This is a genomic window from Paraburkholderia sp. EG304 (assembly GCF_046543485.1).
Taxonomy (GTDB): domain Bacteria; phylum Pseudomonadota; class Gammaproteobacteria; order Burkholderiales; family Burkholderiaceae; genus Paraburkholderia; species Paraburkholderia youngii.
Genome location: NZ_JBKGUA010000004.1, coordinates 215832 through 229981, shown reverse-complemented (window position 1 = coordinate 229981; position 14150 = coordinate 215832). Strand labels below are relative to the sequence as shown.

Annotated in this window: 16 protein-coding genes; 7 read left to right on the top strand and 9 right to left on the bottom strand. The window is 64.9% G+C overall.

What is annotated here, in order from left to right; genetic code table 11:
- Window positions 1–624 precede the first annotated feature (624 nt).
- From rplM to erpA, 3 genes are all read left to right on the top strand, one after another.
- On the top strand, window positions 625–1053 hold the full coding sequence (gene rplM, locus ACLFKU_RS07090; RefSeq protein WP_013090508.1) for a 50S ribosomal protein L13: 429 nt from the start codon (window positions 625–627) through the stop codon (window positions 1051–1053).
- 11 nt (window positions 1054–1064) lie between these two features.
- Window positions 1065–1457, top strand: a complete 393-nt coding sequence (gene rpsI, locus ACLFKU_RS07085; protein ID WP_013090507.1) for a 30S ribosomal protein S9 — start codon at window positions 1065–1067, stop codon at window positions 1455–1457.
- A 235-nt stretch (window positions 1458–1692) separates the two neighbouring features.
- Window positions 1693–2058, top strand: a complete 366-nt coding sequence (gene erpA, locus ACLFKU_RS07080) for an iron-sulfur cluster insertion protein ErpA (protein ID WP_013090506.1) — start codon at window positions 1693–1695, stop codon at window positions 2056–2058.
- Between the two features lie 122 nt (window positions 2059–2180).
- Here the strand turns inward: erpA and ACLFKU_RS07075 are convergent, their stop codons facing one another.
- Window positions 2181–3311 (bottom strand): anhydro-N-acetylmuramic acid kinase, encoded by a 1131-nt coding sequence (locus ACLFKU_RS07075; protein ID WP_410848668.1) that lies wholly within the window; start codon window positions 3309–3311, stop codon window positions 2181–2183.
- A 179-nt stretch (window positions 3312–3490) separates the two neighbouring features.
- Between ACLFKU_RS07075 and tyrS the strand changes: the two genes are divergently transcribed.
- From tyrS to ACLFKU_RS07060, 3 genes are all read left to right on the top strand, one after another.
- A complete protein-coding gene (gene tyrS, locus ACLFKU_RS07070) occupies window positions 3491–4741 on the top strand; it encodes a tyrosine--tRNA ligase (RefSeq protein WP_176121817.1) in 1251 nt (416 codons plus the stop codon).
- Window positions 4738–5196: a D-aminoacyl-tRNA deacylase gene (dtd, locus tag ACLFKU_RS07065; RefSeq protein ID WP_368584024.1), complete on the top strand. Its 459-nt coding sequence runs from the start codon at window positions 4738–4740 to the stop codon at window positions 5194–5196. The genes tyrS and dtd overlap by 4 nt, the downstream gene beginning before the upstream one ends.
- A gap of 102 nt (window positions 5197–5298) precedes the next feature.
- Window positions 5299–5973 (top strand): histidine phosphatase family protein, encoded by a 675-nt coding sequence (locus tag ACLFKU_RS07060; RefSeq protein WP_368584023.1) that lies wholly within the window; start codon window positions 5299–5301, stop codon window positions 5971–5973.
- Window positions 5974–6009: 36 nt separating this feature from the next.
- Here ACLFKU_RS07060 and ACLFKU_RS07055 read toward each other — a convergent pair whose 3' ends face one another.
- The 4 genes from ACLFKU_RS07055 to ruvC form a co-directional block, all read right to left on the bottom strand.
- Complete coding sequence (locus ACLFKU_RS07055) at window positions 6010–6984, bottom strand: oxygenase MpaB family protein (protein WP_368584022.1); 975 nt, start codon at window positions 6982–6984, stop codon at window positions 6010–6012.
- A gap of 23 nt (window positions 6985–7007) precedes the next feature.
- Window positions 7008–8069 (bottom strand): Holliday junction branch migration DNA helicase RuvB, encoded by a 1062-nt coding sequence (gene ruvB / locus ACLFKU_RS07050; RefSeq protein WP_013090500.1) that lies wholly within the window; start codon window positions 8067–8069, stop codon window positions 7008–7010.
- Between the two features lie 30 nt (window positions 8070–8099).
- The gene (gene ruvA / locus ACLFKU_RS07045; protein WP_410848604.1) at window positions 8100–8681 is read right to left on the bottom strand and encodes a Holliday junction branch migration protein RuvA; all 582 of its coding nucleotides are present in this window, start codon (window positions 8679–8681) and stop codon (window positions 8100–8102) included.
- Between the two features lie 88 nt (window positions 8682–8769).
- Window positions 8770–9312: a crossover junction endodeoxyribonuclease RuvC gene (ruvC, locus tag ACLFKU_RS07040; protein ID WP_410848603.1), complete on the bottom strand. Its 543-nt coding sequence runs from the start codon at window positions 9310–9312 to the stop codon at window positions 8770–8772.
- Between the two features lie 131 nt (window positions 9313–9443).
- Here ruvC and ACLFKU_RS07035 point away from each other — a divergent pair, with 131 nt between their 5' ends.
- Window positions 9444–9683 (top strand): hypothetical protein, encoded by a 240-nt coding sequence (locus tag ACLFKU_RS07035; RefSeq protein ID WP_410848602.1) that lies wholly within the window; start codon window positions 9444–9446, stop codon window positions 9681–9683.
- 74 nt (window positions 9684–9757) lie between these two features.
- On the opposite strand, the gene purH is transcribed toward ACLFKU_RS07035, so the two are convergent.
- The 4 genes from purH to ACLFKU_RS07015 form a co-directional block, all read right to left on the bottom strand.
- Window positions 9758–11323 carry a bifunctional phosphoribosylaminoimidazolecarboxamide formyltransferase/IMP cyclohydrolase gene (gene purH, locus ACLFKU_RS07030; RefSeq protein ID WP_368584019.1) on the bottom strand — a complete coding sequence of 522 codons (1566 nt, stop codon included), beginning with the start codon at window positions 11321–11323 and terminating at the stop codon, window positions 9758–9760.
- 56 nt (window positions 11324–11379) lie between these two features.
- Window positions 11380–11613, bottom strand: a complete 234-nt coding sequence (locus ACLFKU_RS07025) for a Fis family transcriptional regulator (protein WP_013090496.1) — start codon at window positions 11611–11613, stop codon at window positions 11380–11382.
- Window positions 11610–12686, bottom strand: coding sequence for a tRNA dihydrouridine synthase DusB (dusB, locus tag ACLFKU_RS07020; RefSeq protein ID WP_410848601.1), 1077 nt, complete (start codon window positions 12684–12686; stop codon window positions 11610–11612). Before dusB ends, ACLFKU_RS07025 begins: the two co-directional genes overlap by 4 nt.
- Window positions 12687–12873: 187 nt before the next feature.
- On the bottom strand, window positions 12874–14145 hold the full coding sequence (locus tag ACLFKU_RS07015; protein ID WP_410848600.1) for a UbiH/UbiF/VisC/COQ6 family ubiquinone biosynthesis hydroxylase: 1272 nt from the start codon (window positions 14143–14145) through the stop codon (window positions 12874–12876).
- Between the last annotated feature and the right edge of the window lie 5 nt (window positions 14146–14150).

Sequence of the window (14150 nt, the reverse complement as noted above, 5' to 3'; positions counted from 1 at the left end):
ACCGCGCATCGCTTTGTCGAGACGGCATTGTAGCCCGGTGTCTGACAATTAGCTCAGGCCGACCGCATCCGGTGTTCCTGCACGCTGATTGCTTTCTTGCTGCAGTGCGGAATGGACGGGCGATTCCCTAATTCCGCGCTCGCTTTAGGGGTTTTCCTGTAGCGGATGTCTGATGCCGTTTGAATTGTTTTGCCCTTGGTGCTTGATCCATAAGGGATTTTCTCAAACCTTCTCAGTGCGCCGAATCCATCGCATTATGAAAACGCGTTTCGCAATGCAAATATTCTTGCGTTGCACAAGGGCGACTCTTATAATCCACTCATCGTTGCAGCAGTTCTGCAACCTCCGCTGTCTCCTCCACCTCCTCCTTTGGTGGATTAAACCCGAACCACTTGTTCGGGTTTTTTTTCGCCGGCCGTTGTCCGTCGTTTTGCCCCGATTTCGGACCGCCCATGGCGAGCGCATCGCGCCTTTTGACTTGCGGCTACAAATTCCTTTATAATTCAGGGCTTTTCCGCATCCGCGCCCGCGGAAGAAGAACCAGGGAGAGCCTGCACGCGCCTCGATGCGCACACTACAAGCAGGAAAGAACACACTGGGCGCAGCAATTTTTTTGGATCGATCATGAAGACGTTTTCCGCAAAAGCCCATGAGGTGACGCGCGAATGGTACGTGATTGACGCGACGGATAAGGTTCTCGGGCGTGTCGCCAGCGAAGTGGCACACCGTCTTCGCGGCAAGCACAAGCCTGAATTCACTCCCCACGTCGACACCGGTGATTTCATCATCGTTATCAACGCAGGCAAGCTGAAGGTCACGGGCAACAAGGTTACCGACAAGAAGTACTACCGTCACTCGGGCTACCCGGGCGGTATCTATGAAACGACGTTCGGCAAGATGCAGGAACGCTTCCCGGGCCGCGCGCTCGAGAAGGCGGTCAAGGGCATGCTGCCGAAGGGCCCGCTCGGCTACGCGATGATCAAGAAGCTGAAGGTCTACGCTGACGCAACGCATCCGCATTCGGCACAACAGCCGAAGGCGCTCGAGATCTAAGGGGAGCCCACATGATCGGTAACTGGAATTACGGCACGGGCCGCCGCAAGAGCGCCGTCGCTCGCGTGTTCATCAAGGCAGGCAAGGGCGACATCGTTGTGAACGGCAAGCCCATCGCCGACTACTTCTCCCGCGAAACGTCGCTGATGATCGTGCGTCAGCCGCTGGAACTCACGAACCACGGCACCACGTTCGACATCAAGGTCAACGTGACCGGTGGCGGTGAAACGGGTCAAGCCGGTGCGGTTCGCCACGGCATCACCCGCGCTCTGATGGACTACGACGCAACGCTGAAGCCGCAACTGTCGAACGCTGGCTTCGTTACCCGTGACGCTCGTGAAGTCGAACGTAAGAAGGTCGGCTTCCACAAGGCACGTCGCCGCAAGCAGTTCTCGAAGCGTTAATCGTTTCGGGCGCGAACCGGCCTTCACGCCGGTTTGCAGAAAAAAGCCGCCAACGCCATGTGCGAAGGCGGCTTTTTTTATGGTTCACTGGGGTTGGCGGCCAGGTCTCGTTCGCTCGAGCGGCAACGGCTCGCCTTGCATCGACCTTGCAACAAGAACCCATTGATTTTGTGGGCATCAGCACGATATCCGGAACAGCCCTACAATATCGGCTAAAGCTTTTTGGAGAGTTCGAATGAACGCAGTCACCGACACCCCCGTGACCGAGATGCCGGCCCCCTTCGTCTTTACCGACGCAGCGGCTGACAAGGTCAAGCAACTGATCGATGAGGAAGGCAACCCGGAGCTCAAACTGCGCGTGTTCGTGCAGGGCGGCGGCTGCTCGGGCTTCCAGTACGGCTTCACGTTTGACGAAGCGATCAACGAAGACGACACCGTGATGAACAAGAGCGGCGTGCAGCTTCTGATCGACTCGATGAGCTACCAGTACCTGGTCGGCGCAGAGATCGACTACAAGGATGACATCAACGGCGCGCAGTTCGTCATCAAGAACCCGAACGCGACCACGACCTGCGGTTGCGGTTCGTCGTTCTCAGTCTGAGCGAAAAGGCTGATGGAGCCACAGCGAAAACGGGGCCTCGGCCCCGTTTTTTTATTGCCTCCGCGCCGCGAAAGCAGCGCGGCGGCAAGAGAAGGCGTGGGCTTCTTCGCTGTGACCTCTCCTCACCGCGGATAAATCGCGCCCAGCACCCGCTCCGCGGACGCCCCCGTCACGCTTGGCAGACTGCCCGGTAGACGCGCGATGCAGCGCATCGCGAGCCACGCGAATGCGAGCGGTTCGACCTGGCTCGGCGGCACGCCTAGCGCGTCGGTAGTCAGCACGGGCACACCGCTCACGCCGCTGTCTTCGAGCGCCTGCTGCAATGCCTTCATGATCTCCGGATTGCGCGCGCCGCCGCCGCACACGTACACAGCCCGCGCGTCGGATGCATGCCGCTCGATCTCGCGCGCGACCGTCACCGCGGTCAGCGCGACGAGCGTCGCCTGCACGTCGGCTGGTGCGAGCGCGGCGAACGGTTCGAGCTTCGCATCGAGCCATGCGGTGTTGAACAGATCGCGGCCGGTGCTCTTCGGCGGCTGCTCGGCGAAGAACGGCTCGTCGAGTAGCGCGTTCAGCAGCTTGCGATCGACCTGGCCGCTCGCCGCGAAATGACCGTTTTCGTCGAATGGCTTGCCGAGATGGCGCTCGGCCCACGCGTCGAGCAGCGCGTTCGCCGGGCCGCAGTCGAAGCCGCGCACCCCGCCCGTCGCGTTCAGGATCGTGATGTTGCTGATGCCGCCGAGATTGCAGACGACGCGTGTTTCGTCCTTCGCGCCGAAAATCGTCGCGTGAAAAGCGGGCACGAGCGGCGCGCCCTGGCCGCCCGCCGCGACGTCGCGGCTGCGGAAGTCGGCGACCACGTCGATATGCAACATCTCCGCGAGCAGCGCCGGGTTGTTGATCTGCCGCGTATAGCCCTTTTCTGGCCGATGCCGCACGGTCTGCCCATGCACGCCAATCGCGCGGACCTCGTCGGCCGATACCCGGCTGTCGCGCAGCAGATCGTGGCAGCACACCGTGTAGCGCGTCGCGAGCGCGTTGGCGGCGAGCGCCTCGCGCTCGATCTCGTTATCCCCCGGCTGTTGCAGCGCGAATAGCGCCTCGCGGATGCCGGCCGAAAAGCCGACGAACGCCTCGGCCAGCACTTCGGGCGGTTTCCCCGTGGCAAACCGGACGGCCACGCCGTCCACACCGTCCATGCTGGTTCCCGACATCAGTCCGAAATAGATGCCGTCTGCGGGGTCTTGCGCCACGTCGCTGCTCCTGTCGATGTTCATTGCGATTCGTTGTAGCAGATTATCGGCGCAAACGCCGAAAGCGACGCGAGCGGCAACGAAATCGCCCGTCGCGACGCCGCGCAGGGCGCGTCAGTGGGCGCGGCGGCGCGCATCTATGGGACAATCCTGTTTTTTCGCGACTTCACGTTTCCAGCATGAGCACCGAGTCCACCCAGCCCAATCCCGCTTCCGCCTTCCCGATCACCGACGAAGTCCGTCACGCGCTCGCCGTGACCAAGCGCGGCGTCGACGAATTGCTGATCGAAGACGAATTCGCGCAAAAGCTCGCGCGCAGCGCGGCGACGGCCAAGCCGCTGCGCATCAAGCTCGGGCTCGATCCGACCGCACCCGACATCCACATCGGCCACACGGTCGTGCTGAACAAGATGCGCCAGCTGCAGGACCTCGGCCACACGGTGATTTTTCTGATCGGCGATTTCACGTCGCTGATCGGCGACCCGTCCGGGCGCAACGCGACCCGCCCGCCGCTCACGCGCGAGCAGATCGAGTCGAACGCGAAGACCTACTTCGAGCAGGCCGCACTGGTGCTCGATCGCGACAAGACCGAGATCCGCTACAACAGCGAATGGTCGATGCCGCTCGGCGCCGACGGCATGATCAAGCTCGCGTCGCGCTACACGGTCGCGCGCATTCTCGAGCGCGAGGACTTCACGAAGCGCTTCCAGGGCGGCGTGCCGATCTCGATCCACGAGTTCCTGTACCCGCTGATGCAGGGCTACGACTCGGTCGCGCTGAACGCGGACCTCGAACTCGGCGGCACGGACCAGAAGTTCAACCTGCTGGTCGGTCGCGAGCTGCAGAAGCAGTACGGCCAGGAGCAGCAGTGCATCCTGACGATGCCGCTGCTCGAAGGGCTCGACGGCGTCGAGAAGATGTCGAAGTCGAAGAACAACTACATCGGCATCAGCGAAAAGCCGACCGACATGTTCGGCAAGCTGATGAGCATCTCCGACACGCTGATGTGGCGTTACTTCGAGCTGCTGTCGTTCCGTCCGATGGACGAAATCGCCGGCTTCAAGCGCGAAGCCGAAGCGGGCCGTAATCCGCGCGACTTCAAGGTGATGCTCGGCCAGGAAATCGTCGCGCGCTTCCACTCGCAGGCGGATGCCGAGCGCGCGCTCGAGGACTTCAATCATCGCGCGAAGGGCGGCGTGCCCGACGATATTCCGGCTGTCACGCTCGCGGGCGCACCGCTTGCGATCGGCCAGTTGCTGAAGCAGGCGAACCTCGTGCCGTCGACGAGCGAGGCACTGCGCAACATCGAGCAGGGCGGCGTGAAGATCGATGGCACCGCGGTGTCCGACAAAGGCCTGAAGGTCGAGGCGGGCGAGTACGTCGTGCAGGTCGGCAAGCGCCGCTTCGCACGCGTGACGCTGACGGCGTGATCGCGCTGATCCAACGTGTGCGGCGCGCCGAAGTGCGCGTCGCCGAACGCGTAACCGGCGCGATCGACGCCGGCTTGCTCGCGCTCGTCTGCGCGGAGCGCGGCGACACCGAGGCGGTGGCCGACAAGCTGCTCGCCAAGGTGCTCGGCTACCGCGTGTTCAGCGACGCGGCCGGCAAGATGAACCTGTCGGTGCAAAATCTCGACGGCGCAGGACGCGCGGGCGGCCTGCTGCTGGTGTCGCAGTTCACGCTCGCGGCCGATACCAACAGCGGCCTTCGTCCGAGCTTCACACCGGCCGCGCCGCCCGACGAGGGCAAGCGCCTGTTCGACTATTTCGTCGCGGCCGCGCGCGCGAAGCATCCGATCGTCGAGACCGGCGAGTTCGGCGCGGACATGCAGGTGTCGCTCGTCAACGACGGACCGGTCACGTTCTGGTTGCAGACCAACGCATAAAAGAGAGCGAACGGTGCGAGCTGCGGTCGCGGCATGCGAGCCGCGCCGCCGCTTTTTGCGACAATAGCCGCTGGACACAACCGCGAACCGCACCCCTCTCTCATGACGACGCAGATCCTGTTCATCCGGCACGGCGAGACCGACTGGAACCGCATCAAGCGGATTCAAGGCCACATCGACATTCCGCTCGCGACGACCGGCATCGCGCAGGCGCAACGTCTCGCGCAGCGTCTAGCCGCCGAGGCGAAGCAGGGCGCGCGGCTCGACGCGATCTACTCGAGCGACCTGCAGCGCGCGCAGCAGACCGCGCAGCCGATCGGCGAGGCGCTCGGCTTGCCGCTGCAATCGCGTGAGAACTTGCGCGAGCGCTCGTACGGCGCGTTCCAGGGCCATGACAGCGACGAGATCGCGCTACGTTTCCCTGACGAATACGCGCAGTGGCAAACCCGCGATCCCGGCTTCGCGCCGCCCGAGGGCGAGTCGCAACGCGTGTTCTACCACCGCATCATGCATGCGATCGAACCGCTCGTCGCCGCGCATCCGGGTGGGCGCATCGTGTGTGTCACGCATGGCGGCGTGCTCGACTGTGTGCACCGCTTTGCAACCAGTATGCCGCTCGACGCACCGCGCAATTACCCGCTGCTGAACACCAGCCTGAACGTCGTGGATTACGGGAACGATCGCGCGACAATCGTGACGTGGGCGGACGTATCGCATCTCGAAGCCGGCAGCGCCGACGACGATGGTTTCAGGAAGGGACCGGAGTCGAAGCGGTAAGCCGAAGCCGAGAATGGCCCGGCTCGCGCGGCGCGATCAATCCTGCCGCCGCGCCGCCGCCGCGCGCCGCCGCGCCCGCTTCGATACGCCATTGACCAGCGCCCAGCGGATTACCGGCGCGACGACCCGCACGCCAGGCCGTGCGAAGGTTCGACGCAGCACCGCGTAGCGATTCAGGTCGAGCATCGTCTGCGCCCAGTCGGGCAACAGATCGACCCCCGCGTTGAGCATCAGCGTGCCGGCGGGCCGCATCGCGAAGCTCGGTGCGGGCGCGTTCATCAGAATCCTGACGACTTCGCGCGTGCGCTCGCTGGCGACGAGGGCGGGCCGCATCGCAAGCAGGTAGGCCTCGATCTCGGCGCGCGAGCGCGGAATATCGACGGCGCCGAGCATTTCCGCGATGCGCGCGGTTTCCGCGAAGTATTGATCCTGCGCGGTGACGGACAGCACCGGATTCACATAGCGCAAATGCGCGGTCATGAAGCTCGACACTTCCGCGACGTGCACCCACGTCAGCAGCGCGGGCTCGCTCGCGCGATACGACTGGCCGTCCGGTGCGACGCCGGTCACGTCGAGATGAATGCGCTTCACGCGCTCGATCAACGCGAGCGCATCGCTCTTGCTGCCGTATGTCGTGCCGGCGATGAACGTCGCCGTGCGACGCAGCCGGCCCAGGATGTCGGTGCGAAAACTCGAGTGGTCCCAGACGCCCGCGAGCGCGAGCGGATGTAGCGCTTGCAGCAGCAGCGCACTGATGCCGCCCGCCATCATCGACGTGAAGTCGGCGTGGACTTTCCAGCACACGGAGTTCGGCCCGAACAGGCCAGGATCGCCAGGCGGCGATGAGTAGTCGAGCACCGGTCCGCTACCGGTCGTCAGATGCGTGACGCCGGCGGCGAGCTTCGAACGCAGGCGGTGGGTGAGGCGCGCCGCGAAATTACCGGACGGGTCGCCGGCTGGATTGACGGGTGAACGGTTGGAAGGGCCGGGTTGCTCGGTCTGATCGGACATCCTGGTCGACCTCGTCGTGTGACTCAGTTCGTTGAATTCCACAGACCCGGCAGCGCGCTCGACGAATCCGGCGCGGCCAGCCCGAAGTGCCTATACGTGAGCAGCGTGGCGACGCGGCCGCGCGGCGTGCGCTGCAGGAAGCCCTGCTGGATCAGATACGGCTCGAGCACGTCTTCGATCGTGTCGCGCTCCTCGCCGATTGCCGCCGCGAGATTGTCGACACCGACCGGGCCGCCGTCGAACTTGTACAGGATCGCTTCGAGGAGCTTGCGGTCCATCAGGTCGAAGCCGACCGCGTCGACGTCGAGCATGCTGAGCGCGGCGTCGGCCACCTGCGCGGTGATGTTGCCGTCGGCCTTTACTTCGGCGAAGTCGCGCACGCGCCGCAGCAGGCGGTTCGCGATACGCGGCGTGCCGCGCGCGCGACGGGCGATTTCAAATGCACCGTCCGGATGGATCTGCGCACCGAGCAGCGCGGCCGAACGCGTGACGATGCGCGCAAGCTCCTCGGCGTTGTAGAACTCGAGTCGCGCGACGATGCCGAAGCGGTCGCGCAGCGGATTGGTCAGCATGCCCGCGCGCGTGGTCGCGCCGACCAGCGTGAACGGCTGCAGATCGAGCTTCACGCTGCGCGCGGCCGGTCCTTCGCCGATCATGATGTCGATCTGATAATCCTCGAGCGCCGGATAGAGGATTTCCTCGACGACCGGCGAGAGCCGGTGGATTTCGTCGATGAACAACACGTCGTTGGCTTCGAGATTGGTGAGCAGCGCGGCGAGGTCGCCGGCGCGTTCGAGCACCGGCCCCGACGTTTGCCGCAGATTGACGCCCATCTCGCGCGCGATGATGTGCGCGAGCGTGGTCTTGCCGAGGCCCGGCGGACCGAATAGCAACACGTGGTCGAGCGATTCGGAACGGCGCTTCGCGGCCTCGATGAAGATTTCGAGCTGGCCGCGGACTTTCTCCTGCCCGACATATTCGTCGAGCTGACGCGGGCGCAGCGCGCGTTCGAACGCTTCTTCGTTCGGCGACACGGGCGTGGCCGCGATGATGCGCTCGGCGGCGAGTTTGTCGGTTTCGATCATCTGTCCATTGTACCGCGCGCGGATCGCGCATCAGCCCTTCGACAGCGCCTTCAGCGCGAGCTTGATGCCCTCGGACACGCCCGTGCCGGCCGGCACGTTCTTGATCGCCGCGAGCGCTTCTTTTTCCGAGTAGCCGAGCGCGAGCAGCGCATTGAGGATGTCCGACGCGTGATCGGATGGCGACACGGCGCCCGCCATTGCACCGAGGTCGGCGCCGAGCTTGCCCTTCAGTTCGAGCAGCAGGCGCTCGGCGGTCTTCTTGCCGATGCCCGGCACGCGCGTGAGGCGCGCGGCGTCCTGCATCGTGACGGTCTGTGCGAGCTCCGCGACGCTCATGCCGGACAGCACCGCGAGCGCCATGCGCGCGCCGATGCCGGAAATCTTCAGCAGCTCGCGGAAGGTCGCGCGTTCCTGCGCGGTGCCGAAGCCGTATAGCAGATGCGCGTCCTCGCGCACGATCATCTGCGTGAGCAGCACGATGCGCTCGCCGGTCGACGGCAGGTTGTAGAACGTGCTCATCGGCACGTCCACTTCATAGCCGACGCCGTTGCAGTCGACGAGCAGATGCGGCGGGTTTTTTTCCAGCAGAACGCCGGCGATGCGACCGATCATGGCGGATTAGTTTTCAGAGTCGGATGGGAATGCGCGAGTGTAGCGCAGCGGATCGGCGGCGCGAACGTCATCGCGTATCCGCGTCGCGCTAGCCGACCAGACGCCCGCGCCGCACTCGCAGACCCTTCTTCGCGAGCGCCGGGGCAATGCCGCCGAGCGTGCTCAGCGTCGAGCCACCGTGCGCGTGGCAGATGGCCATGCCGAGCGCGTCGGCGGCGTCGGTGCCCGGTACGCCCGACAGGCTCAAGAGCCGCACGACCATCTGCTGCATCTGCTCCTTGGTCGCCCGGCCATAGCCGACCACCGACTGCTTCAGCTGCAGCGCGGTGTATTCGGCGACTGGCACGCCGCCCGCGACGAGCCCGCAGATCGCGGCGCCGCGGGCCTGGCCGAGCAGCAGCGTCGACTGCGGATTGACGTTGACGAAGACTTTTTCGATCGCCGCCTGATCCGGCGCGTGCTCGCGAATCAGCGTCGAGATGCCCGCGAAGATGGTGCCGAGCCGCGACGGCAGATCGGCGTCGGCGGTGCGGATCACGCCGCTCGCGATATAGCTCAGTGTGTGGCCGTGTTGTTCGATCACGCCGAAGCCGGTCACGCGCAGGCCGGGGTCGATGCCGAGAATTCTCATGAAGTGCCGCACAAGCGATAAAAACCAGGTGCCTGCGATACTACAACGAACGCGGCGTGCGGCGGACCGCTGGCAGCACGCTTAGCGGAATAAAAGCTGCTGAAGGCTTTGCACGAGGAGGGCGATCTGGAATGGAGCGCTACCGCAATCTCAGCCGCGACTCGGGCGTCGACGCCTATGAAATCGGCGACGATTTCATCAAGGTGCGCTTTCGGCCGGGCACCGTGTATTGGTACACAGAGGCAAGTGTCGGCGCCGAGCATCTCACGGTACTTAAGCGTCTCGCGCGGCGAGGCCAGGGTTTGGGCACGTACATCAGCCAGCATGAGCAGGTGCGGGACGGTTACGCCCGCAAAGAACCGGACGATTGAACGCGTCGCTGCAAGACAAAAGGCCCGGTGGGACAACCCGCCGGGCCTTTTTTCAGCTAGCGACCTTCAGCCGATCAATGACGGAAGTGACGCACGCCCGTCAGCACCATCGCGATGTTGTGCTCGTCGGCGGCCATGACCACTTCGTCGTCGCGCACCGAGCCGCCCGGCTGGATCACGCAGGTCGCGCCTGCCGCGACCACGACGTCGAGACCGTCGCGGAACGGGAAGAACGCGTCCGATGCGACCGCCGAACCGGCCAGCGTCAGGCCGGCATTCTGCGCCTTGATGCTGGCAATACGCGCCGAGTCCACGCGGCTCATCTGACCGGCGCCGACGCCGAGCGTCATGCCGTTCGCGCAGAACACGATCGCGTTCGACTTCACGTACTTCGCGACACGCCATGCGAACAGCAGATCGTCCATTTCCTTCGGCGTCGGATGACGCTTGGTGACGACGCGCAGCTCGCGCGGCTGCACGTTCCTCGAGTCGAGCGACTGCACCAGCAGGCCGCCACCGACGCGCTTCAGATCGAACGTGTTATGGCCTTCGCCCAGCGCGATTTCGAGCAGACGCACGTTCTGCTTCGCCGCGAACACCTGGCGCGCTTCGGCGCTGAACGACGGCGCGATCAGCACTTCGACGAACTGCTTCGCGACGGCTTGCGCGGCCGCTTCGTCGACTTCACGGTTGAACGCGATGATGCCGCCGAACGCCGAGGTCGGGTCGGTCTGGAACGCCTTCGAGTACGCTTCGTGCGCGTTCGCGCCCACCGCGACGCCGCACGGATTCGCGTGCTTGACGATCACGCAGGCCGGCACGTCGAAGGTCTTCACGCATTCCCACGCCGCGTCGGAGTCGGCGATGTTGTTGTACGACAGTTCCTTGCCCTGCAACTGGTTGTAGTTCGCGAGCGCGCCGTCCGGCACGGTCAGGTCGCGGTAGAACGCCGCGCTCTGGTGCGGGTTTTCGCCGTAGCGCAGGTCCTGCACCTTGTTGAACGCCATGTTGAAGGTGGCCGGGTACTCGTTGCGCGACGAGTGCTGCAACTCGTCGGTCAGGCTCGTCAGATAGTTCGTGATCGCGCCGTCGTACTGCGCGGTATGCGCGTACACCTTGGTCGCGAGACGGAAGTTCGTCTTGTACGACACCGCGTTGCCGTTCGCGCGCATTTCGTCGAGCACGACCGCGTAGTCGGCCGGGTCGACCACCACCGTCACGTCACGATGATTCTTCGCGGCCGAGCGCAGCATCGTCGGGCCGCCGATGTCGATGTTCTCGATCGCGTCTTCGAGCGAGCACTCTTCCTTCGACACCGTCTGCACGAACGGGTACAGGTTCACGACCAGCAGGTCGATGGTCGGGATGTCGTGCTTCTCGAGCGCGGCCATGTGTTCGGGCAGATCACGGCGCGCGAGGATGCCGCCGTGCACCTTCGGATGCAGCGTTTTCACGCGCCCGTCGAGCATTTCCGGGAAGCCCGTGTAGTCGGCGACTTCGGTGACGGACAGGCCCGCGTCCGCGAGCAGTTTCGCGGTGCCGCCGGTCGACAGGATCTTGATGCCGAGGTCCGACAGCGATTTGGCGAAGTCGACGATGCCGGACTTGTCGGAAACGGAGATGAGCGCTTGCTTGATCATGATGAAGACGAAAAGCCGAAGGGGAAACGTGGCAGGGCGCGAGAAACTACAACGCGCTACAGCAAACCGTGTTGTTGCAGCTTCTTGCGCAGCGTATTGCGGTTGATGCCGAGATACTCGGCGGCCAGCGACTGGTTACCGTTGGCCTGCTCGAGCACCACTTCGAGCAAGGGTTTTTCCACGCATGAAATGACCATGTCGTAGACGTCGTGCGGATTGGAGCCGTCGAGATCCTGGAAATACACATCCAGGCTGTCGCGGACAGATTGTTCGATGTTGTTCTTGCTCATGCTGCTAGTCGGTCGGTGTTGTCCTCGCCCTGGCTGTCGAGCCCGGGGTTGCCGGGCGCTTCGTCGACGTAGACGAGGCGGTCTGAGATCGCCTTTTGCGCGTCAAAGTACTCGTTGACGGCGAGGAGTTGTTCGCGCGTGGTGTCCAGCGTATTCATGCGATGCCGGAACAGGTTGGCGCCGGAAAGGCCGCGAGTGTACCAGCCGATGTGCTTGCGCGCAGTGCGAACACCGGTAAATTCCCCGTAAAAAGCGTAGTGATCTTCGAGATGCTCGTTCATCACCTGCTGGATTTCGTCGATGCGCGGCGGCGGCAGAAGCTCGCCCGTCTGCAGGAAATGCTCGATCTCGCGAAACAGCCACGGACGGCCCTGCGCGGCCCGGCCGATCATGATCGCGTCCGCGCCGGTCGCGGCGAGCACCTCGCGCGCCTTTTGCGGCGACGTGATGTCGCCGTTCGCGACGACCGGAATGTTGACCGCCGCTTTGACGGCGGCGATGGTTTCGTACTCGGCGTCGCCGTGGTACAGGTCGGCGCGCGTGCGGCCGTGCACGGTCAGCATTGAAATGCCCGCTGCTTGCGCGAGACGCGCGACGTTCGGCGCGTTTTTGTTCTCGCGATTCCAGCCGGTGCGGATTTTCAGCGTGACGGGTACCGCGTCGGGCCCGACGCCAACCGCGTTCACGACGGCCTCGACGATGCGCTGCACGAGCGGTTCGTTCTGCAGCAGCGCCGAGCCGGCCGCCACGTTGCAAACCTTCTTGGCCGGGCAGCCCATGTTGATGTCGATGATCTGTGCGCCGTTCGCGACGTTGTAGCGGGCGGCCTCGGCCATCATGTCCGGGTCGGCGCCAGCGATCTGCACCGCGATCGGTTCGACCTCGCCTTCGTGATTCGCGCGGCGCATGGTCTTTTCGCTTTTCCACAACTGCGCGTTCGACGCGACCATTTCCGACACCGCGTAGCCCGCGCCGAGCCGTTTGCAGAGCTGGCGGAACGGCCGGTCGGTCACGCCGGCCATCGGGGCGACGAACAGGTTGTTGCGCAGATTGTGGGGGCCAAGAGTGGGCATGACGTGAGCGTGCGCCGACGTCGGCTCAGGATTTGACAATCGTGACGGCCGGCGCAGCGCGAAATGCGAGGGAAAACCACCATTTTAGCGTTAACGGGTTGCCGGGACTCGCGAACCAGGTCTCGTAACTTGTTAAATCTTCTATGAAAGTCGCGCGGCTCATAGAGCCGCGCGGCGTTTTGCGCCCCTAGCGGCGCTGGCCGAACATCATCTGGCGGGCAAGCGCGGTTTTCACCGGCGGGACGAATTCGAGCGCGGTCAGCGCGAGGCCGCGCAGTACCGCGAGCGGCGCGAAGTCGATGGTGAACAGGCGCGCGAGCGTGTCGGTCGAGCCGATCGTCAGGCGCCGGTCGAGCGTGCGGCGCTGCGCGAAAGTGGCGAGCGCGAGCGGTGTCGGGCCCTCGGCCGACAGCGCATCGGCGAGCGCGTGCGCGTCTCGCAGACCCAGGTTGAGGCCCTGGCCCGCCACCGGATGCAAGGTCTGCGCCGCATTGCCGATCGCCACGATGTGGCCGTTCACGAGCGTGTCGATCGTGTTGAGACCGAGCGGTAACGACGCCCGGCCCTTGATGTGCGTAAAGCGGCCCATGCGGTCGCCGAACGCGGCATCGAGTTCGCGCAGGAACGCTTCGTCGGAGAGCTGCGCGCGGCGCGCGGCTTCGTCGGGCGCGCAGCACCAGACGAGCGCGTAGTCGGCGCCGCGCACGCCGCCCATCGGCAGCAGCGCGATCGGGCCTTGCGACGTGAAGCGCTCCCATGCGACGTGCGGCTGCGGTGCGGACACGGTGACCGTGCCGACCAGCGCGGTCTGGCCGTAGTCGCGCGAGGCGGCGGCGTTTTTACCGATGCTGCGTGCGCCGGCGGCTTCGTCCGTCGCGCGACTCGGGTTTTTCGCGTGCTTCTGGTCGCCGAACAGGCCGCCCTCGGCGTTCACCAGAATCCGCGTGCGCAACTGGCGCGCGACGCCCGCGGTTTCGATAGGCAGCGTGACGCCGTCGAGCTCCTGAACCGGCGCACCGGCCGACGTCGAGCGGAACCAGTGGACCGGCGTCGCGTGCACGGCGTCGGCGAGGCCATGCACGATCGAGCCGTAACGCAGCACGTAGCCGAGCGCGGGTAGGCCGTGCTCGCGATGATCGATCAGCGTGCGGCCGAAATGACCGCGCTGCGACACGTGGATGCGCTCGATCGCGGTGGCGTCGGCCGGCCAGCGCAGCGGCTCGAGGATCATCCGGCTGCCGTGCGAGACCGCGATCGCGCGCGGATCGGCGATCGAATCTTCCGGTTCGCGCGCGTCGACGAGCGCGATCTTCATCTCGCGCGTCACGCTGCGGCGCGCGAGCCAGCCGGCGAGCGCGAGGCCGACCGGCCCGGCGCCGACGATCGTCACATCGAAATCGAACCCCTGCTGGTGGGAGGCGGGCCTCAGGATCACCGCCGATGGAGATGCTTCGTTCATCGCCG